Source organism: Exiguobacterium sp. s183, from assembly GCF_018617655.1.
Classification (GTDB): domain Bacteria; phylum Bacillota; class Bacilli; order Exiguobacteriales; family Exiguobacteriaceae; genus Exiguobacterium; species Exiguobacterium aestuarii_A.
Genome location: NZ_JACSKN010000001.1, coordinates 334,563 through 355,086, shown reverse-complemented (window position 1 = coordinate 355,086; position 20,524 = coordinate 334,563). Strand labels below are relative to the sequence as shown.

At 48.7% G+C, this 20,524-nt stretch carries 22 protein-coding genes; 2 read left to right on the top strand and 20 right to left on the bottom strand.

Going from position 1 to position 20,524, the window contains the following annotated elements:
- Window positions 1-13: 13 nt before the first annotated feature.
- The 13 genes from KNP62_RS01835 to KNP62_RS01775 form a co-directional block, all read right to left on the bottom strand.
- Window positions 14-790 carry a YmfK family protein gene (locus tag KNP62_RS01835; protein ID WP_012726484.1) on the bottom strand — a complete coding sequence of 259 codons (777 nt, stop codon included), beginning with the start codon at window positions 788-790 and terminating at the stop codon, window positions 14-16.
- Window positions 791-883: 93 nt separating this feature from the next.
- Window positions 884-1,597 carry an elongation factor P 5-aminopentanone reductase gene (ymfI, locus tag KNP62_RS01830; RefSeq protein ID WP_339962712.1) on the bottom strand — a complete coding sequence of 238 codons (714 nt, stop codon included), beginning with the start codon at window positions 1,595-1,597 and terminating at the stop codon, window positions 884-886.
- A complete protein-coding gene (yfmH, locus tag KNP62_RS01825; RefSeq protein WP_214782553.1) occupies window positions 1,576-2,835 on the bottom strand; it encodes an EF-P 5-aminopentanol modification-associated protein YfmH in 1,260 nt (419 codons plus the stop codon). Before yfmH ends, ymfI begins: the two co-directional genes overlap by 22 nt.
- Entirely contained in the window at window positions 2,832-4,070 is a 1,239-nt protein-coding gene (gene yfmF / locus KNP62_RS01820; protein WP_214782550.1) for an EF-P 5-aminopentanol modification-associated protein YfmF, read from the bottom strand. The genes yfmH and yfmF overlap by 4 nt, the downstream gene beginning before the upstream one ends.
- Window positions 4,071-4,077: 7 nt before the next feature.
- Window positions 4,078-4,629: a cob(I)yrinic acid a,c-diamide adenosyltransferase gene (locus KNP62_RS01815; RefSeq protein WP_214782547.1), complete on the bottom strand. Its 552-nt coding sequence runs from the start codon at window positions 4,627-4,629 to the stop codon at window positions 4,078-4,080.
- 49 nt (window positions 4,630-4,678) lie between these two features.
- Window positions 4,679-6,388, bottom strand: coding sequence for an ATP-binding protein (locus KNP62_RS01810; protein WP_214782544.1), 1,710 nt, complete (start codon window positions 6,386-6,388; stop codon window positions 4,679-4,681).
- Window positions 6,385-7,101, bottom strand: coding sequence for a response regulator transcription factor (locus KNP62_RS01805; protein WP_026825821.1), 717 nt, complete (start codon window positions 7,099-7,101; stop codon window positions 6,385-6,387). Before KNP62_RS01805 ends, KNP62_RS01810 begins: the two co-directional genes overlap by 4 nt.
- A gap of 160 nt (window positions 7,102-7,261) precedes the next feature.
- Window positions 7,262-8,446, bottom strand: a complete 1,185-nt coding sequence (gene ccsB / locus KNP62_RS01800; RefSeq protein ID WP_214782542.1) for a c-type cytochrome biogenesis protein CcsB — start codon at window positions 8,444-8,446, stop codon at window positions 7,262-7,264.
- A complete protein-coding gene (gene resB / locus KNP62_RS01795) occupies window positions 8,446-9,990 on the bottom strand; it encodes a cytochrome c biogenesis protein ResB (RefSeq protein ID WP_214782539.1) in 1,545 nt (514 codons plus the stop codon). The genes ccsB and resB overlap by 1 nt, the downstream gene beginning before the upstream one ends.
- Window positions 9,991-10,009: 19 nt before the next feature.
- Window positions 10,010-10,591 (bottom strand): redoxin domain-containing protein, encoded by a 582-nt coding sequence (locus tag KNP62_RS01790; protein ID WP_214782536.1) that lies wholly within the window; start codon window positions 10,589-10,591, stop codon window positions 10,010-10,012.
- A 136-nt stretch (window positions 10,592-10,727) separates the two neighbouring features.
- Window positions 10,728-11,486, bottom strand: coding sequence for a pseudouridine synthase (locus KNP62_RS01785; protein WP_074033228.1), 759 nt, complete (start codon window positions 11,484-11,486; stop codon window positions 10,728-10,730).
- 28 nt (window positions 11,487-11,514) lie between these two features.
- Window positions 11,515-12,084, bottom strand: coding sequence for an SMC-Scp complex subunit ScpB (gene scpB / locus KNP62_RS01780; RefSeq protein ID WP_214782533.1), 570 nt, complete (start codon window positions 12,082-12,084; stop codon window positions 11,515-11,517).
- Entirely contained in the window at window positions 12,062-12,829 is a 768-nt protein-coding gene (locus tag KNP62_RS01775; protein WP_074033230.1) for a segregation/condensation protein A, read from the bottom strand. The genes scpB and KNP62_RS01775 overlap by 23 nt, the downstream gene beginning before the upstream one ends.
- Window positions 12,830-12,912: 83 nt before the next feature.
- On the opposite strand from KNP62_RS01775, the gene KNP62_RS01770 reads away from it, so the two are divergent.
- Both KNP62_RS01770 and tnpB read left to right on the top strand, forming a co-directional pair.
- The gene (locus KNP62_RS01770; RefSeq protein WP_214782530.1) at window positions 12,913-13,380 is read left to right on the top strand and encodes a DUF309 domain-containing protein; all 468 of its coding nucleotides are present in this window, start codon (window positions 12,913-12,915) and stop codon (window positions 13,378-13,380) included.
- A gap of 259 nt (window positions 13,381-13,639) precedes the next feature.
- Window positions 13,640-14,728 carry an IS200/IS605 family element RNA-guided endonuclease TnpB gene (tnpB, locus tag KNP62_RS01765; protein ID WP_214782527.1) on the top strand — a complete coding sequence of 363 codons (1,089 nt, stop codon included), beginning with the start codon at window positions 13,640-13,642 and terminating at the stop codon, window positions 14,726-14,728.
- 200 nt (window positions 14,729-14,928) lie between these two features.
- On the opposite strand, the gene KNP62_RS01760 is transcribed toward tnpB, so the two are convergent.
- The 7 genes from KNP62_RS01760 to xerD all read right to left on the bottom strand — a co-directional run bounded on the left by KNP62_RS01760 (window position 14,929) and on the right by xerD (window position 20,431).
- Window positions 14,929-15,111 carry a hypothetical protein gene (locus tag KNP62_RS01760; RefSeq protein ID WP_214782524.1) on the bottom strand — a complete coding sequence of 61 codons (183 nt, stop codon included), beginning with the start codon at window positions 15,109-15,111 and terminating at the stop codon, window positions 14,929-14,931.
- 90 nt (window positions 15,112-15,201) lie between these two features.
- Window positions 15,202-15,558, bottom strand: coding sequence for a GCN5 family acetyltransferase (locus KNP62_RS01755; RefSeq protein ID WP_031423428.1), 357 nt, complete (start codon window positions 15,556-15,558; stop codon window positions 15,202-15,204).
- A gap of 89 nt (window positions 15,559-15,647) precedes the next feature.
- Window positions 15,648-16,088 carry a peptidylprolyl isomerase gene (locus tag KNP62_RS01750; protein WP_074033238.1) on the bottom strand — a complete coding sequence of 147 codons (441 nt, stop codon included), beginning with the start codon at window positions 16,086-16,088 and terminating at the stop codon, window positions 15,648-15,650.
- 115 nt (window positions 16,089-16,203) lie between these two features.
- Window positions 16,204-17,505, bottom strand: a complete 1,302-nt coding sequence (locus tag KNP62_RS01745; protein ID WP_074033239.1) for a pyrimidine-nucleoside phosphorylase — start codon at window positions 17,503-17,505, stop codon at window positions 16,204-16,206.
- A 28-nt stretch (window positions 17,506-17,533) separates the two neighbouring features.
- On the bottom strand, window positions 17,534-18,343 hold the full coding sequence (locus tag KNP62_RS01740; RefSeq protein ID WP_214782521.1) for a purine-nucleoside phosphorylase: 810 nt from the start codon (window positions 18,341-18,343) through the stop codon (window positions 17,534-17,536).
- A 13-nt stretch (window positions 18,344-18,356) separates the two neighbouring features.
- A complete protein-coding gene (deoB, locus tag KNP62_RS01735; RefSeq protein WP_214782519.1) occupies window positions 18,357-19,523 on the bottom strand; it encodes a phosphopentomutase in 1,167 nt (388 codons plus the stop codon).
- A gap of 23 nt (window positions 19,524-19,546) precedes the next feature.
- The gene (gene xerD / locus KNP62_RS01730) at window positions 19,547-20,431 is read right to left on the bottom strand and encodes a site-specific tyrosine recombinase XerD (RefSeq protein ID WP_214748184.1); all 885 of its coding nucleotides are present in this window, start codon (window positions 20,429-20,431) and stop codon (window positions 19,547-19,549) included.
- Window positions 20,432-20,524 lie beyond the last annotated feature (93 nt).

Below are 20,524 nucleotides of genomic sequence, written 5' to 3'. Positions count from 1 at the left end.
TCCATTCACATAATTATTCAAACCATTCTGACTCACGATGCGTTTCTTGTGGGATGATAATCGTTTCATCCGGATTGTTTCTCAATTCAATAATATAATCAAAGTCTTCGTACACGCAATCGGTGTTTCGGACATAAAGGTCAGGGTGTTCAATGACCTTCACGGCAGGCAACCGCATGACCTCACGGATCAGTTGACGATGTCGCTCGTCCATCGTACGCGTAGAGACCGCTCCATCGATTATGTATACATGATCGCCTTCCCGCTCTTCTTCAAACAAAGAGGTTCGAACCGTCTGTTTCATGAGGGTCGATGACAAGAACAACCACCGTTTATTCGCACACACACTGGCTGCGACGATGGATTCTGTTTTCCCAACGCGCGGGTTCCCCCGTACGCCAATCAATAGATGACGTTCTTCTTTCATCAGTTCTGCTACGAAATCAACAAGAATCCCTAAGTCTTCTCGGACGAAACGGAACGTTTTCTTATCATCGCTGTCGTGGTCGATGTAACGACCATGTCGAATCGCTATCCGGTCCCGTAATTTCGGGCGGCGCAATTTGATGACTGCGATGGCTTCCATACGTTTTAAAATATGCTCGAGTCGATGGACATGATCTGCAGCCGGAGCTTTGAGCAGCATGCCACGACGTTGCAGGTCGACTCCATTAATGGTGACGATGGAGATTTGAAGCATTCCCATGAGAGACGCGATGTCTCCGAGGATACCCGGTCGATTTTGACACAATTCATATTCGAGATACCACTCTTCGAATTTATGTTCCATCCCGAACCATCCTTTCGAGCAAATTCGCTACCTTGCCTATTTTAAATTATTTTAGAAGAATTGAAAAGAACTCGTTTATGCATCTTGATGAGATCATTGCCAACCGCCATCAATGCGTAATACTGTGCCGGTCATATATGAAGCATCCGATGAGCATAAAAAACGGATCGTCTTCGCCACGTCTTCAGTGGTACCAAGACGCCCAAGTGGAATATCATCCATCACGGTTTGTTTCGACTCTTCTACCGTATCATTCATCGGCGTATCAATCCACCCTGGTGTGACCGCATTGATTCGAACATTGAACGGTCCTGCTTCACGCGCAAACGCTTTGACGAAACCGAGTTGTGCCGCTTTGACCGTAGAATAGAACACTTCGGCTGCTGCCCCGACTTCACCCCAAACGCTTGAGACGACGACAATATCTAATGGATGGTCATACGGTTTACACGCAACAACTGACTGAATCAATCGAACCATGGCGCGTACATGCACCTCGTAAAGTCGATCCAGCTCATCTACCGATTGGTCGACGACGAGACCGTGTAGCGCGTGACCAGCGACGTAGACGATTCGATCAACGGTATCGATTGACGACACCCACTTCTCTACTTCTGCTCGGTTCGATAAGTCACCTATAATCAGTTCAGCCTGTAGCTTCTCAGTCTCCATCATTCGAGTAAGTGTCTCACGACCTCGATTCGCATGTAGCAAAAGCTCATCCTCACGAAAAGCGAGCGAGACGGCACGTCCAATCGCGCCGCTCGCTCCGACAATCAACGTCTTCATGGCTTTTTGACAACGCACACCGTGCGTTGCTCACTTCGGAACAATCGTACGTATGCTTCGTGAAGTTCATCTAATGTGATCGCATCGATCAAATTCGGAATCTCGAACAAGTTCCCGTCATTGAGTGCATACCGTGAGAACTGGTTGGCGATAAACTCTGGCGAATTCAGTGCTTTTAAAAATTGTCCCTGCATCATCCGCTTCTTACGATTGAGCGTCTCTTGATCAAGATGAAGTGGGCGCTCCAACGCACCCGTGACACGTTCGACAAAGGCATCGACATGGGATGTTTCCATCGATAGTGCGGCGAAGGCGAACGTCTCTTCAGACGTATAATCAAATGAGAATGCATCATCGATTAGCCCTTCTGCGTACAATTCCGTGTAGAGGGGTGCTGTCGTATCGAAGAGCGCGTGCATGAGGAGTTCCACCGTCAACTCTTGTTTGAGACCGGCTTCTCCAGCTTGTGGGACATCTTTATAGCCAATCATCACTTTCGGAACCGAGACATCCATCTCAATGACCCGTTCTGACAGACGAACCGTGGTCGGCTCTTCCACCGTCTCACGTGCGCTTAAAGGTGGCGCGTCAAATGATTTAGCTGCCTGATTGTCACGAATCAATTCAAGCATCTCATCCGGTTCGATGTTCCCGACGACGAACAACGCCATGTTGCTCGGATGGTAGAATGCCTGATGACACGTATACAAATCTTCTGCCGTGATTTTTGAGATTGATTCGATTGTTCCGGCGATATCGATTTTGACGGGATGCGTCTCATACATCGCTTCAATCAATCCGAAATAAAGACGCCATCCCGGATTATCTTGATACATTTGAATCTCTTGACCGATGATGCCCTTTTCTTTCTCGACTGACTCTTTCGTGAAATATGGTTCTTGAACGAAATTGAGTAGCGTTTGAACGTTTTCCGGCACGTTCGATGTCGCCCCGAACAAGTATGCCGTCCGCGTGAATGAGGTAAAGGCATTCGCTGACGCCCCTTGGCGACCGAACTGTTGGAAGACATCGCCATCCTCTTTTTCGAACATCTTATGCTCTAAGAAATGTGCGATTCCATCCGGCACCTCTACCCAATCCTCTAATTTGAAGCGACGGTCAATTGAACCATATTTCGTCGTGAACGTCGCGAACGTTTTCTCATATCCAGTCTTCTTCAGCAAATACACGGAGAGGCCATTGTCGAGAACGTGGTGATGTAATGTCTCTCCGACGTTTGGGAAATCTAGTTTCATGCTTCTCCTCCTTTCAGACAGTAAACTGCTTCAAGCGAAATTTCATTCGCAAGCGCGATGACATGGTCGCGTGTCGTACTCTCGATGATTGCCATCTCTTCATCGAGTGAAAACGGGCGTATGTCTGCACCACTCATCCATCCAATCAACTGACGAGGGCTGTCTCCGAGTTGGCGACGTTGGTGGAACAACATTTCTTTCGTCTGTTGTAACGTCTCGTCTTCGAACTCACCCGCCTGAAGTGCTTTTAATTGCTCTTCGATAATGTGTTCGGTCTTTTGTTGATTCGATGCATCGATCCCCGCATACACGAACAGTTTTCGACTGAGCGAACTGTATTGTGACGCGGCGTAGTAGGCCAAACTTTCTTTTTCACGGACGTTCATGAACAGCTTCGAGTGCGGGAACCCACCGAATAATCCGTTCACGACTTGCATACGGATGGCATCTTCTGTCCGCGGATCGACGTCAATCGCGTAGGCGAGATGAAGTTTACTTTGCTTGATGTCTTGATGCTCTTCTAAGCGTTTGAACTCACCACGACTCGGTTCGGGCAGACGTCTCGGCTGACGCGTCCCGAGCGATTCGAGCGGGTTAAATGCCTGTTCGACTTGTTGACGGTCGACATCGCCGACGACATAAATGTCGACACGATCGTTCTGAATCATCGATTGATAAGCATTGAAAAGTGATTTCGGCGTGACGTGATCGAGCTGTTCGAGCGTACCGAGAGACGGGATGGCGAGTTCGCCTCCGAGCATCTCTTGCAGGCGCTGTTGAGCGAAACGCATCTTGTCATCATAGACTGACTCGATTCGCTGACGCTGCAATCGGCGTTCTTGCTCCACGATGAGCGGTTGGAACGCGCCATCATAGACATTCGGACGAAGTAACACTTCCTCCAGTAATTGAATGGCCTGACTCAAGACGTCTTCACCGACAAGATTGTCATTAACGACTTCGAGTTGAAATTGAATGACATGCTCTTTCCCAATTTTTGATGCGCCTGCATACAAGTTTGTATCATATAAATCTTCTAGCGGTGTGTGAAATAACTCAATTGATGGATAAGCTTCTGTCGATTTTTCCATAATGAATGGAAGCAGTGCCCGATCTGCCACCGTGTCCTGAGACAGCGGGGCCGCAAACGAGACGAGGCAAGTCGTCGTTTTAAATTTTTTGGTCGGATAGACCGAATAGTGCAATTGATGTTGGAACTGTTCGATTCCTTTCATCAGCCGATCACTCCTTTTTTCGTTTTGGTTGAAACACGGCAGCGCCGCGTGCATATTCTTGGTCCGGTACGCCTGCGACAACATTCGCATATCGTGCGACCGTGAAAAGATAGTCACTCAATCGGTTAAAATATGGAAGTTGTCGGTCGGCGACACCGAGTGCGGTCAAATCTCGTTCGACACGACGGCAAACGGATCGCGCCACATGCAGGCTCGCCGCTGCGACACTTCCTCCCGGTAAGATGAAACGCACAAGTTCTGGACATGATTTTTCCCATTCGTCCATCCATTGTTCAAGTTCCGTCACAATCGACAAATCGACCGTTTTCGGGGGCACGTCCGTATACATCAGCTCCGAACCGAGGTCAAACAAGTCGTGCTGAATCTTCGTCAGCTGTTCCCGGAGCGACGCGTCGGTCTGTTGCGCAATCGCTAATCCGATATGACTGTTCAATTCATCAAGATGCCCCATCGCTTCGATTTGAGGATGATGTTTGTCGACACGGCTACCAATCAGTGATGTTTCACCCGTGTCGCCCGTGCGTGTATATCGCTTCATTCGGCTTCCCCCTTAAAATGCCACAAATGGTGACTCAGACGAGTCACCATTATGAGATATGTGGTTGTTCAAATGGTAAGTAAATGTCAAACGTCGTTCCGACACCGAGTGTGCTCGATACGCTGACCGTTCCATGGTGGGCATCGATCACATTTTTCACGATGGCTAAACCAATCCCGGTACCGGTCTTCGACCCGCTTGTCCGTGCTTTGTCGGCTTTATAGAATCGCTCAAACACGAACGGCAAGTCCTCTTTCGGGATCCCGTGTCCTGTGTCGGACAGTCGAATCTGCAACCCATCAGGCATCTCGGTCGCCTCAATTCGAATCTCTCCTGAATCGGTATGGGCGATGGCGTTGCCGATCAAGTTCGTGAATACTTGCTCGAGTCGGTCACCGTCTGCTTCAATCTGTCGATGCGGTACGTCCGTCTGTAATCGAATCTCTTTTTCAGATGCCATTTGATTGAACTTTCTCATGACACGTGGCAAGAAATCACCGATATCGAATGAACTGAATTGCATCGTTTCTTTACCCGATTCGATGCGGGCCAAATCAAGTAAGTCGTTGACAAGTCGCGCAAGTCGAAGAGATTCGTCATAAATGATTGACGCAAACTCTTTCGTCGCCTCGTCACTTTCTGTCATCCCGTCGATGATTGCCTCTGAATAACCTTGTAGCGTCACGAGCGGTGTCCGAAGTTCATGGCTAATGTTCGCCACGAAATCGGTCCGCATCTTATCGAGACGGTGGCTTTCAGATGTGTCGCGAATGACGACGACAGCTCCTTCGAAATCATCCTCCCCGACGAGCGGCGTGACCGTCAACGTATAGTAACGGTCATCTTGTTTCACTTCAATCGTCTTCTCAGCCGTCCCTTCCATCACTTCTTCATACAGTGACAGAACGACTTCATGCGGCTGACCGTCTTGAAGCAACGGACTAGCCTGTGGATTGGTGACGATCACGTTTGCATGACGGTCGAGCGTGATGACACCGTCCGCCATCGAACGAAGAATGGAGGCAAGTTGCAGACGTTCTCGGTCTAACGCATCGACATATTTCGCCAGTTGACTGCTCATCGCGTTGAACGAGGCGGCAAGTTCTCCAATTTCGTCTCGAGTCTTCGTCTCAAGACGCAAGTCGAATTGTCCTTCCCCCGTCTTATTGACCGCATCTCGCATCGCTCGGAGCGGCGCCGTGATCCGCGTCGATAAGAAGAAGGCGAACACGGTCGTCACGATGATGGCAGAAGCAACAGTCCAAAAAATGATTGTTCGTGCACCAGCGTTTGCACTCGAAATCGCATCGAGTGGTTCAAGTAAGTAGAGTGTATATTGTCCGGTCGATAACGAAAACGTCGTCCGGTAGGCAAGAGCAGCTTGGTCATCAAAAGAAGAGAAATTACCGATGGCCGTCTCTCCGACTGCCTGATAGGTTTCCCAATCTTGACGTTCAAGTTCAACCATCAGCCCGTCCACTTGATTCCCGAAATTTGAACGCGTGGTCCCGTTTTCTAAAATATAGTTCGCACCATATACTTCGATGATTTGATCGATCGTCTGGGACGTGTCACCTTCATTCAACAACACCGACTGAACCTGTCCGCCAAGTTTGGCAAGGTGACCACGTTCTTGGTCGATGTGAAAAGAGTTGAAAAATTCAAGCATCAATACCGAGACGATGAATAAAATGACGCTGACCAAAACGAGAATCGTCAGCCACAGTTTCGTGACGATGCTGTTTCGACGAATCATCATTCACTAGCAGCTTCGAACTTGTACCCGACACCCCATACAGTCGTGATCATATGAGCCGCATCTGGTGAGACGCGATTCAATTTCTCACGAAGACGTTTCACATGCGTATCGACGGTCCGAAGGTCTCCAAAAAATTCATAGTTCCATACTTCTTTCAACAACTGCTCGCGAGAAAAGACTTTATCGACCTGCTTCGCAAGGAAAAACAGCAATTCATATTCTTTTGGTGTGAGGGCAATCTCTTCTCCGTCGACCGTGACACGGTGCGCATCATTGTCAATCGTCAAGTGCGGGAACACGATCAAATCTTTTGATTTCTCACTCGTCTGCATAAACTTAGTCGAGCCAGAACGACGAAGGAGTGCCTTGACGCGAAGAACGACCTCACGCGGACTGAACGGTTTCACGATGTAATCGTCCGCCCCGACTTCAAATCCTTGGACACGATCAATCTCTTCACCTTTCGCTGTAAGCATGATGACCGGTGTCGCTTTCGTTTTCCGGAGTTCTGTACACACTTCGACTCCGTCCATTTTCGGCATCATCAAATCAAGTAAGATGACGTCGTATTCGTTTTCAAGAGCGAGAGCGAGTGCCTCTTCTCCATTGACCGCTTCTTCAATCACATACTGTTCACGTTCTAAGTACATTTTCAAAAGTCGGCGAATTCTCTCTTCGTCGTCGACTACTAAAATCTTCGTTTTCTCAGCCATACCAGAAACCCTCCTAAGACCCATTACGAGTTGTAGCGAATGTTGCACAATTGTGAACATTCCACTCCCTGCCATAACTATACCACTCTATTATTTCGCTTCACAACGATGATTTGATGGACCAAATGAAAAAGAAGTCACAATTGTGACTTCTTTCGCGTCATGCATATGAATGTAGACCGGCGATGACTAAGTTGACGAAGACGAGGTTGAACATGATGATGGCAAATCCACCGACACATAACCAAGCCGCTTTCGTTCCTGTCCAACCGCGCTGGATGCGCATATGCAAGTAATAAATATAAATGAGCATCGTAATGAGGGCCCATACTTCCTTTGGATCCCAACCCCAGAAGCGGTTCCATGCAATCTGTGCCCAAATCATCGCAAAGATGAGACCGCCGAGGATGAAGACCGGCAATCCGATTGCGACCGAGCGATAGCTGATCTCATCAGCAAGGTCGAGGTCGACCTTTTTCGCAAGCGGTTGAAGCGCTTCAGCAATGCGTTTTCGCAAAATGACGAAACGGAGCAACGCATAAATCACGACACCACCGATCACCGACCAGATGAGCGTGTTCAACTTGAGTGTATTGATCCAATTCGGCAACTCAAGTGACAAACCGCTCGCTCCTGACAAGAGCTGTGCCCCTTCTGGTACGAATAGGATTGGCATGAAGTATTCATACGTCTCGACTTGACCGCGGTCATTCGTGAATTCGACGACACCACCGGCACCGATTCCTTTGAAGAGCATCGACACGATGATGAACCCGAGTGTACACATGAGAACGAACATCGTCACTTCAAGCCACGTCCGTGACTTAGACTGTTCTTTCATCGATGTCTCATTCAATAAGAAAATGAGACCTGACGCAAAACTGATGGCCAAAATCCCTTGTCCGAGCGCTGCCGTCGTAACGTGGATTTTTAACCATACACTGTTGAGTGCCGGAATGAGCGGTGCGACCTCACTCGAGAACATCGAGGCGAAAGCAATGACGAGTAACGCCACTGGCATCGCGAACAATCCGAGTACATCATTTTTATAAATCCCGTATACGACGAGGAACCCGAGCACCATCATCATGCCGAAGAACGTCGTATATTCATATAAGTTTGATACCGGCGCATAGCCGACACCTGCCCAACGCATAAAGAAATATGTCATTTGGGCGATAAATCCGATAATTGCCAAGATGAAGGCATACTTCCCATAGGCGACACGGTTGACGTTTCGATCCTTACGCATACCACTAACGACAATCGTAAAGAGAACCGTCGAGATCGCGTAAAGGAAGAATGCGATAAACAGCATTCGGCTGCTCCATTCAATCCATTCCATCAAGATTCCCCTCTTTCATTTGTTGACTCGTTCTCCGGCTTCGAAGTAAATCTCGCCTGATCTTCCCACATCGGTAAACCGGACTGTTCTAATAATGGCGAAACCTCTCGACGGAGCGAGGACGGGTTTTTGTTCGTAAAGCCTGCAACGAGTACCTCATCTTCATGACGACGAATCCAGACACGGCGGTGTGGCCAATACATACCCATCACAATTCCAATCATGAAGATGGTCGCACCGACGATCAGAATCGGGTACGTCGAGTCACTCTTCACTCGAAGACCGCTCGTGCTTGCCATTTCTGTACCTGCAAACTGGACATCATAACGGTTCTCTTCATCGGCGACGTTGAGACGAATACCGACTAAGTTTGATTCCGTCTCGCCTTCAGGTGATTCGATATTGAAGAAGAAGGCAGGATTCAGTGCACGTGGTGATTTCGTGTTCGGTTGTCCATCCTTCACCTCAAAATCAGGATACAAGTCTTTCAACGTGACCGTGACCCCGTCTAAGTCATACGACTTTTCCGGATTCTCGAGGTCGACTTTAAACGGTCCATACTCGTCACCTGTCTGTTTATCGGCAAGCATGAACGACATCGACAAGAATTCCGGTCGACTTGAATATTGCTCTTGATACACTTCATATTTTTCAAACTTAAACGGGTGGTTGACTTTCGTCGAACCGACATCGACTTGTTCGAGTTGCGGCGATCCGTCCTCGTTCGTTCCCGTCTTCTTAAATAATGTCAGTTCCGTCTCATAGTTTTTTGGAACGGCTCCGGCTTTTTCAATGGCAGCTGCGAACTTCGCATCTTCCTCATTGTTCTCCGGGTCATACATTTCAAGAATGAACTGGTCGTTCCGTAAATAGTATTCCCCATCTGTCGCCTCTAGTGAGACCGTATCTCCTTCACGAACCCACTCGAGCGTATCCGTGTGGAATGCCGGGAACACGCGGAGCATCGCCCCGAGGAAGAAGATGACGAGGCCGACGTGGTTCACATATGGACCCCAACGACCGAAACGGTGTTTTTCAGCCAATAAGGCATCTCCGTCCCGTTTGACACTGTACCGTTTTTTCTTGAGCGACACTTCCATTTCATCGATTTGAGCGTCTGTTCCTTCGCCTTGTCCGAAGAGGCGTTGTCCTTTCATAAAGCGCTCTGTCCGTCTAACCGGCTGATTCTTTAGCGCTTTATAGAGCGGGACGCCACGGTCAATCGATACGACGATGAGCGAGAGCGTCAACATGACGATGAGACCGATATACCACCATGACGTATATAGGTTGTGGAATCCAAGTGCATAATAAATCGAACCTGGCGTCCCATATTCCTCCAAGTAATATTGCTCTGGAGGTAACTGCTGTGGGATATACATTTCTTGAGGGAAGATCGTCCCGATTGCCGAACCGACAATAATCAGCGCAATCAACCATAATCCCACTTTGACCGATGCGAAGAAGTTCCACACCCGGTCAATGACCGATTTAGGACGACGCTTCGACCGTAAATCAGCGCCTTCGTATTTCATATCTAGCATCTGTGCGTCCCCCGTTCGCTTACAATGACTTCTCGGCTAGCTCCATCAATTTCTCTTTCGTGAGTTCACCTTCATATTTTTCAATTACGTTTCCTTCACCATCGATGACGAATGTGACAGGTAAATTATAAATGCCATAGGCTTTCTCGACTTCACTCTTCGTGTCCATCAAGATCGGATAATCGAGACCGACACCGAGGTCGTTCACAAAGTTATCGACGCGAAGCGGCGTCTCACCGACGTTCACCGCCCAAAAATCGACACCCATGTCTTGGAGTGTTGCGTAATTCTCCTGTACGACTGGCATTTCTTTCTTACAAGGTTCACAGAACGTACCCCAGAAGTTGAGAAGCATTCCTTTTCCTTCGTATGTGTCACGTTCATAAAGGGTCGTACCGTCGAGTGTGACGAGTTTGAAGTTCGGTGCCTCGTCCCCTGCCTCGATGCGTCCGTCATTACCAGCTTGGTCGAACAATTGCATGACGGTGATGGCTCCCGCAAAGAGAACGACCGTCATAATCATCAAGCGCCAAAATGACCTCTTTTTCTTTTTCGCGACCGCTTGTTCCATGCGGTCGTCTTTGTTTTGATCTTTTGTCATCGTTTTCACACCATCCTTCAGTTGCTATTGTACTGAAAAAACATTAAAAACGCACATTAACAGACTTTTTTCATTTTTTTGTCACACAATTTACACAATCAAAAAAATCATCCTATTTCAGGACGATTTTTTGTTGTTATTTTTTCTTCTTTTTGCCTCGTGGTTTAGGTGGAACCGTCGGATTCGCGAGTTCACGAAGCTTGCTGATCTCTTTGTGTGAAAGTTCACGCCAGTCGCCGGTATTGAGACCGTCGAGCGTCAAGAAACCGAACTGTTCACGCTTTAGTTTGATGACCTCAGAACCGATTGCTTCGACCATGCGACGGATTTGACGATTGTGTCCCTCCGAGATAACGATCTCAAGGATGGCCGTGTTCTTTTTCTGGTCGACAGACTTCATTTTCACTTTCGCACTACCCGTTTTGAATCCATCATCGAGCTGAACACCTGACTCTAGTTGCTTGATTGCCAAGTAAGAAGGGATGTTCTTCACTTTTGCCACATAGCGCTTTTGAATCTTATATTTCGGATGCGTCATCATGTTCGAGAACTCTCCATCATTCGTCAAGATGATGAGCCCTGTCGTGTTATAGTCAAGACGTCCGACCGGGAAAACACGTGCCCCTGGTGGCACGAGATCCGTGATCACTTTACGTCCTTTATCGTCTTCTACCGTCGACACATAGCCGCTCGGTTTATAGAGCACGTAGTAGACATGCTCTTCTTGCTCGATTTTGACGCCATCGACCTCAATCTCTGACTTCGGTCCGACTTTCGTCCCGAGTTCACGTACCACTTTTCCGTTGACGCGGACGCGACCATCCAAAATCATTTCTTCCGCTTTACGACGCGAGGCGACCCCCGCTTGTGCGATTACTTTTTGCAAACGTTCCATATGATTAATCCTTCTCCAATCTCTCTTCTTACTTCGATGATTCCTGACCGAAGAACAAATCGCCTTCGTCTGTCAGTTCATCCTCAAATGTTAATGGTGGTAATTCCTCGAGCGAGTTAAATCCAAAGTGGTCGAGGAAATGCTCTGTCGTTCGATACAACTTGGCACGACCAATTGTTTTAGCACGACCAGCTGATTCGATTAACCCTTTTGATAATAGCGTATGAATGACTCGCTCCACTTTGACACCGCGAACCTCCTCGATGTCCGCCCGCGTGACCGGCTGCTTATAAGCGATAATGACGAGCGTTTCCATCGCCGCGCGTGAAAGTGCCTGCTCCGCCATCGTCCCGACATATTTTTGAATGTAGGGAGACACATCTGGAACGGTCACAAGTTTGTACACACCTGCCGATTCCATGAGTTGGAACGGTCGGTTCGATGTTTTGAACGAAGCTTCTAACTTACTGAGCTGTTCTCGCGCAGCAGCCTCTGAAATGTCGAGCGTCTCTGCGAGCGCTCGGACTTCCATCCCTTCGTCCCCGACGACGAACAGCAATCCTTCGATAATCGTTTCATAGGACAGCAACCGCTTCATCCCCTTTCTTTGATGATTCGATGAACGAGATTTGAATGTCTTGGTCAAGTTGTTTCGTTTCGACGACCCGTAGCTTGATCAGCTCAAGAAGCGCCATAAACGTCACGACGAGATCTGAGACGTTCGGTTGTTCTACAAAGAAGGCGAAAAACGATGTCTGTCGCGTAGAAGAAACGTGTTCATGAAGTCTCGTCATCTGTTCCTCGAGCGTCCGCTCTTCACGTTTAATCGTCTTTTTGCGTCGTTCTTTCCAACGTTTCCGTTCAATCATTTTAGAATAGGCATGAAGAAGGTCTGAGAAGTTCAGCGGTCCATCGTACTTCGACACTTCCTCTGACATGTAGTTCGTCAAATCTTCTCCTGGTCGAGTATACAATTCAAGACGATGTTCTTCCTGTTCACGCATGAAAACGACTGCTTCTTTATATGCTTTGTATTCAATCAATTGACGAATGAGTCCCTCACGCGTCGGTTCTTCGCTGAAGTCTGGAACATCCTCATCCTCGACCTGAACAGGCGGTAACAACTGCTTGCTCTTTAACTGGAGCAACGTCGCCGCCATGACCAAGTATTCGCTGGCCACGTCGAGTTCAAATTTTTGCATCGTGCGAATATAGCCGACATACTGGTCAGTGACTTCTGCCACGGAAATGTCGACAATATCAATCTCCATTTTTCCGATCAAATGGAGCAACAGGTCGAGTGGACCTTCGAACGTATCGATTTTAACGTTATAGGCTTCCATAGAGACACCTGCCATTTTACATTTTTGCGCTTTAGTATAACATGTTTTATAAGACCGTGGACACGAAAGGAGAAAATTGATTCATGACCCCTTTTATTCATTATACGTTGCTTTTTGAATGTCATGCCGATTATTTCGAATGTCATGAGGTATTAGAAGAAGCGTGGCAGGCAGACGGACGTCGTCATCACGGCTATGCGGCACTGATCCAATACGCCGTCATTCACTATCATCTACGACGAGACAATCTCATCGGCGCGAAAAAGAGCTTGCGACTCTTACGTCGAAAGATGGACATCGCTTCCCCCTATTTGAATGAGCTCGGTCTGGATGTCGACTCCTTCATCGCACAGCTTGATGAATGGCCGTTAGCCACGAATCTCCCCTTACAACAGCATGTTCGTGACACGGTCGAATCACTAAAACCGACGTTCCCATCGACGGACCTGTCGTTCGAGGAATTGGTCCACAAGCATCTGCACCGTGACCGGAGTGAGGTCATCACAGAACGGGAGCTAGCACTTTTAAAAAGGCAACGTGCAAGAAGTTGACGTCAAGATTCAAGACGTCTCCTTTTCATAATCAATGATGATCTTTTTTAACTAAATCAGGCGAAAATTCTCCCTCCTCTAAGCGTCTCGGAGCGAAGCCCAGCGTTGGTGGGAGATGAATCGCCCGGTCTAACAGTCTTTTCCCCTGTGACAGATGTGACGAACAGAAGTTCGTGATCCCGTCAGATTTTCCCTCCCCCTCCACGGGTATCGGATGAGGAGGACACATCACGATCTTCTGAAGGGAGGAGGGACGGACATGCTGAAGGGCTATACATACAGGCTCCACCCGACGCCGGCACAGGCCGAGTTCCTGGTCCGGACGATCGGCTGCGCCCGGTTCATCTACAACAAGCTGCTCGAGGACCGCATCGCCATCCGCGAGGAGGCGAAAGCGGGGATCGTGACGAGACGGAAACCGGCGACACCCGCCTCCTACAAGCCCCTGTTCCCGTTCCTCGCCGAGGCGGACAGTCTCGCGCTCGCGAACGCGAAGCTGAACCTCGACACCGCGTTCGCGAAGTTCTTCGCCGGGACGGGCGGCTTCCCGGTCTTCAAATCGAGACGACGGTCGCGCGCCTCCTACACGACGAACAACCAGCACGGCACGATCCGCATCGAGGACGGCAAGGTGAGACTGCCTAAAATCGGCTTCGTGAAGTTCGAACAACATCGCCCGTTCGAGGGCGTCATCCGGTCGGCGACGGTCTCGATGACCAAGACAGGCAAGTTCTTCATCTCCATCCTCGTCAAACAGGACGATGAACCATGGATTCCAGCCGAGAACAAGGTCGGGATCGATCTCGGTTTGGAACATTTCGCCGTCATGACAAACGATGCGATGGTCTCGGAGAAGATCGACAACCCCCGACTCCTCCGGAAGTCCGAAGCGAAGGTCAAGAAGGCGCAACGGGCGCTGTCGCGAAAGAAGATCGGGAGCAAGAATCGTGAAAAGGCCAAATTACTTTTGGCGAAGAAACACGAAAAGATTGCCAACCAACGCAAGGACTTCCTTCACAAACTGTCGAGACGGATTGTTGACGAGAACCAAGTCATCGTCGTGGAGACATTGAAATCGAGCAACATAATGAAGAACCGACGCTTGGCCAAATCGGTTGGCGATGTCAGTTGGTACGAGTTCGTCCGGCAACTCGAGTACAAATCAAACTTCTACGGACGGACACTCATCAAGGCAGACCCTTGGTACGCATCCACTCAAATCTGCTCCACTTGCGGAGTAAAGGGCGAGAAGAAGGCGATGGATGTCCGTGAATGGACATGTGTCTGTGGCGCGCATCATGACCGTGACATCAACGCGAGCATCAACCTGTTGATGTTGGCCGACTGACAATCCTTCAGGGCAGGGACTGCCCGACGAGCTTGGTAAACAACCGTGGCTAGTAAGAGCACGGTCTTCGAAGCTCCCCCTTCAATTTGCGAAGCAAATAAGTGGCGAGTAGTTCACCTTCTTAAACGCCGTCACCCAACTCTCGAAATTGCTCCGATCATGTAAATATTCAGAAAGGGTTTCAAGTAAATCCATGCCAACTATCGTTTGTAAGCAGGACCAAACCAAACCACCTCGTCAGAAGCTGTCCAATCAAATCCATCTATATTTTCATACTGTTCCATCCACTGATATGCCCAGTCAGAAATTTCTTCTCGCGTTCGTTCTTGCCTGAGCACTTGCTCCAATCGATTGATTAGTTCATCGATTGTTACTCGATTCAAGAATCCACCTCATTTTACGAGTTTGTGATTTACTCCATGCAATATGCAAAACCCCCATAATCACAATCGTGATTACGGGGGTTTTTGTCATCAGACGACTAATTGATTCCATTTATCCAATAAATCGCCCGTCTTGCCTGTACCGGTTAACGTCAAATCAAGTGGAAGTACGTTTCTCACCTCGTCTAGAAGCTCGTAAGAACGTTTCTCGCCACGGAATGATGGCGACAGGGCGATATGGTCGATGACCATCGTCGTTCCTTGCTGCTCCATTCCAATGATGCCGACGAAGTCTTCACCGACTTTCCACAAATAGAGGAACTTCGACTCTTCCTCGTCATACGATCGGACGAGTTCAAGCAAGCTAAGCGGAGATTTGTCACTGCATGAGAATGCGAGTAGACCCATCGCCGTCTTTTCATAAGAACGTTTATATTTTACCAGCATCGCTGGGTTCACCACCTTTAGTCATTCAAGTTTCACGATGTGAAGACGTGAGAGACATGGTTCATTGTGCCATAACCTTCAGGCAAAAATCAATTCTCGTCCCAAACCTTCACTTCTGCCATCTTCGTTCCTTGACGAAGTTTGACGGCATGTTCAAGACCAGATGTCACTTTACCGAAAACTGTATGGACGCCATCCAAGTGTGGTTGTGGCTCATGGACGATGAAGAACTGTGAAGACCCTGTGTTACGTCCTGCGTGTGCCATCGAGAGTGATCCCGCTTCGTGTTTGTGTGGGAATGAAGTCGATGTCTCACATGGAATCGTATAACCAGCGCCACCCATTCCAGTACCATCCGGGCAACCGCCTTGGCTGACGAATCCAGGAATGACACGGTGGAATGTTAATCCGTTGTAGAACCCGCTGTTCGCAAGTTTTTCGAAGTTTTCGACCGTGATCGGTGCCTCGTTGTGGAATAAATCAAATTCAATCATTTCGCCATTTTCAAGTTTCATAGAACCTTTTTTCATGTTTCAAGCAACCCCTTTATTTGAATATGTATCCTGCTGTTTTACACTCACATTACCCATCTTATCAAAAAAACACGTCTGTCTCCACTTTTTTTGTGGAAACAGACGTTCTGCCTTATTGGATGACAGCGTGAACGAGTGGTCGAGCTTCTGGTTTCGTCGCACCGATTGTATACGCGTGATCTAAACGTTCGACAGCCGAAGACATGTCTTCCATGTTCGAGCGGAGTACGGCAATCACATCGCCCGCCTCGACACGGTCGCCAACTTTCTTCTCGAGCGTGATGCCTGCCGCGAAGTCGATTTTGTCTTCTTTCGTCGCACGACCTGCTCCGAGAAGCATCGCTGCGACACCGACTTCGTCTGCGATGATCGACTCGACATAACCCGCTTCTTTTGCGACGAATGTCGTCTCGTATGAAGCTTGTGGTAATTTTGTCACGTCATCGACGAGCGACGCGTCCCCACCTTGTGCTTCGACGAACTTACGGAACACCTCGAGGGCGTGACCGTCAGCAATTCGTTTTTCAAGGTCTGCATATGCTTCGTCAAACGTTGGATAGAAATCACCGAGGACAGCCATATGACCTGCAATCGTGAGCGCGATTGTTTTCAAGTCTTCTACTTCTTTACCTGAAAGAACTTCAATCGCTTCTTTTACTTCGTTCGCGTTCCCGATCTCAAAGCCGAGCGGTTGGTCCATGTCTGTGATGACAGCGACCGTCTTACGACCGACGTTCTTCCCGATTGCGACCATCTCTTCTGCGAGTGCTTTCGCATCATCGAACGACTTCATGAACGCACCTGAACCCGTCTTGACGTCGAGGACGATACTGTCAGCTCCAGCTGCAATCTTTTTCGACATGATTGAACTCGCGATGAGTGGAATCGACTCAACGGTAGCCGTCACATCACGTAGCGCATAAAGACGTTTGTCAGCTGGCGTCAAGTTCCCCGTCTGACCGATAATCGACATCTTAATATCGTTTACTTGTTTCGTGAATTGTTCTTCTGTCAATTCGACGTTAAAACCTGGGAACGATTCGAGTTTATCGATCGTACCACCCGTATGACCGAGACCACGGCCACTCATTTTCGCGACCGGGATCCCGATTGACGCGACGAGTGGTGCGACAATCAAGCTGATCTTGTCACCGACTCCGCCCGTTGAGTGCTTATCGACTTTCTTCCCTTCGATGTTCGAAAGATCGATCGTATCGCCAGACTTCACCATTTCCATCGTCAAGGCTGCTGTCTCGTTTTCAGTCATCCCGTTAAAATAGATGGCCATCGACAATGCCGACATCTGATAGTCAGGAATCGTTTCGTTCGTGAATCCTTCGACGACGAAGCGAATCTCCTCTTCGTTCAATTCTCCACCGTTACGTTTTTTCAAAATCAAATCGACCATACGCATAACTTTCGTCCTCCTAGAAATAAGTTACTTACATGCTTTTAATCGTGCCGCGCACGAGTGAAAGGAAGTCTTGACGAACACGTTCTGTCGTCTCGATGACTTCTTCATGGTTAAGTGGTTGATCTAAAATCCCTGCTGCCATGTTCGATACACACGAAATCCCGAGGACGCGCATATCCGAGTGACGCGCGACGATGACTTCTGGTACCGTCGACATCCCGACGACGTCACCACCGAGAAGACGTGCCATTTTCACTTCTGCTGGTGTCTCGTAAGTTGGACCTGTGTTCCCGAAGTAAACCCCTTTTTGGACAGTGAGTCCGAGGTCTGAAGCGACGCTTTCTGTCAATTTCACGAGTTCTTTATCGTACGCTTCTGACATATCTGGGAAGCGAGTTCCGAATTCACTCGCATTCTTCCCGATGAGTGGGCTTGTCCCGAAGAAGTTGATGTGATCCGTGATGATCATCAAATCACCAGGGTTGAACGACTCGTTACACGCGCCCGCTGCATTCGTGACGATGAGTGTCTCGACACCGATCAATTTGAGGACACGAACAGGGAACGTCACCTGTTCCATCGAGTATCCTTCATAGAAGTGGAACCGTCCTTGCATCGCGACGACGCGTTTTCCTTCAAGTTCCCCGAACACGAGTTGTCCCGCATGCCCTTCGACAGTTGATACTGGGAAGTGTGGAATCTCTTCATAAGGGATTGCAACCGGATTCTCAATTTCGTCCGCGAGGACTCCAAGGCCTGACCCGAGAATAAGTCCGATTTCTGGTGTAGCGCCCATACGCTCCTGCAAAAACGCTTTTGTTTCGTTCCAATTTACCATGAATATTGCCTCCTCAAATTTCGTTTAAGAAACTCTTTCCGTTTGATGGTGCCGCAACGTCAAAGTTGTCGGCCACTGTCGCACCGATATCTGCAAACGTACCTCGAATGCCTAAATCAACTGCTTTCGCTCCAGTGTGATGTACGATGAGCGGTACATATTCACGCGTGTGGTCTGTACCAGCATGTACTGGGTCATTCCCATGGTCTGCCGTGATGATGAGTAAGTCGTCTTCACGGAGACGCTCCATCACTTCAGGTAGACGAGCATCATATTCTTCAAGCGCGACGGCGTAGCCTTTCGGATCACGACGATGACCGAACAATGCGTCAAAGTCGACCAAGTTCAAGAAGCAAAGCCCTTCGAAATCTTCTTCGAGTGATTCGACCAACTTGTCCATTCCGTCCATATTCGATTTCGTACGGACCGCTTTCGTCACACCTTCACCGTCGTAGATATCACTGATTTTCCCGAGAGCGATGACATCTTTCCCAGCCTCTTCGAGCGTATTCATGACTGTCTTACCGAAAGGTTTGAGTGCGTAGTCATGACGATTTGCCGTACGTACCCATGCACCCGGTGTGCCGATGAACGGACGGGCGATAATGCGACCGAGCATATACGGGTCTTCACGTGTAATCTCACGCGCGTATTCACAAATCCGGTACAACTCGTCGATTGGCACAATCTCTTCGTGCGCGGCGATCTGTAGGACCGAATCTGCTGATGTATAAACGATGAGCGCGCCTGTCTCGACATGTTCTTCACCAAGCTCATCCAAGATGGCCGTACCTGATGCCGGCTTGTTTCCGATGATTTTTCGACCACTGAACTCTTCTAGACGATGAATCAAATCGTCCGGGAATTCTTCAAAAACGCGGAACGGCGTCTCGATATGAAGACCCATGATTTCCCAGTGCCCTGTCATCGTATCTTTACCAGCCGAGATTTCTTCCATACGACCATATGCACTTGGCGTCTCCGACACGTCGATTCCTTGAATCGGTTTAATGTTCGCGAGTCCGAGTTTTCCCATATTCGGCATGTTCAATCCGTTATGTTCACGAGCGATATGTCCGAGCGTATCGGCCCCTTTGTCACCGAACTGTTCAGCATCCGGTGCTTCACCGATACCGACCGAGTCCATGACCACTAAAAAAATACGTTTAAACTTCTTCACAAAAAATTCCTCCTTTTCAATGTCTAGGCACGAGGGTGATGCTTGCGATACACATCATGTAGCCGCGACTTATTGACGTGTGTATACACTTGCGTCGTCGCTAAATCCGCATGACCGAGCATTTGTTGAATGGCACGTAAGTCTGCGCCGTTCTCGAGCAAGTGTGTCGCAAAAGAATGACGGAGAACGTGAGGTGTGATCTCCTTATCAATTCCGGCAAGCTTGGCACGTCGTTTGATCATCTTCCAAAATCCTTGACGACTGAGCCGTCCACCTCTGCCGTTTAAAAAGAGCGCTTCGGTCTCTCTGCCGCCGAGTCCGTTTCGGGCTTGTTGAATATACCGCTCGACAAACCCTTGCGCGACCGACGAAACCGGAATGATTCGAGCGCGCTCGCCTTTCCCTTCACATTGTAGATACCCCAATTCGAACTGCAAATCATCCAAATCAAGACCTAAAAGTTCACTGACCCGCATTCCGGTCCCGTAAAGCAACTCGAGCATCGCACGGTCCCGAAGTGAGAGCGGGTCGGATGTCGGGACGCTATCTAAGAGACGCTCGACTTCCTGTTGCGACCAAGTATCCGGAAGTTGCTTTTCTGCTTTCGGCGTCTCTAGATACAGAGACGGATCAGTCGTCGTGACCCCGGTCATTTTTAGATGATGATGGAACATCCGGATTGAACTGACAGCTCGTCTCAAAGAAGACGAAGCACGTCCCGCCTGTGACAGTTCTTCGATATGCTTTACGATATGAGAACGTGTCACGTCGTTCCAATCTTTCACCCCCAACTGGTTTAAGGTCGATGCGTATTGCGTCAAATCGCTCGCATACGCCTGTCTCGTGTTGGCGGACATCCGCTTTTCAACCGTCATGTACTGAAGAAATGACTCGATATGCGAACGCATCATACCCTCCTCCTTCCTCGTTTCACCTGAATACGCTTACAGCATATCACTTATGTAAACTGTTGTGAAGATGTCTGACCTCATTTTTTAATC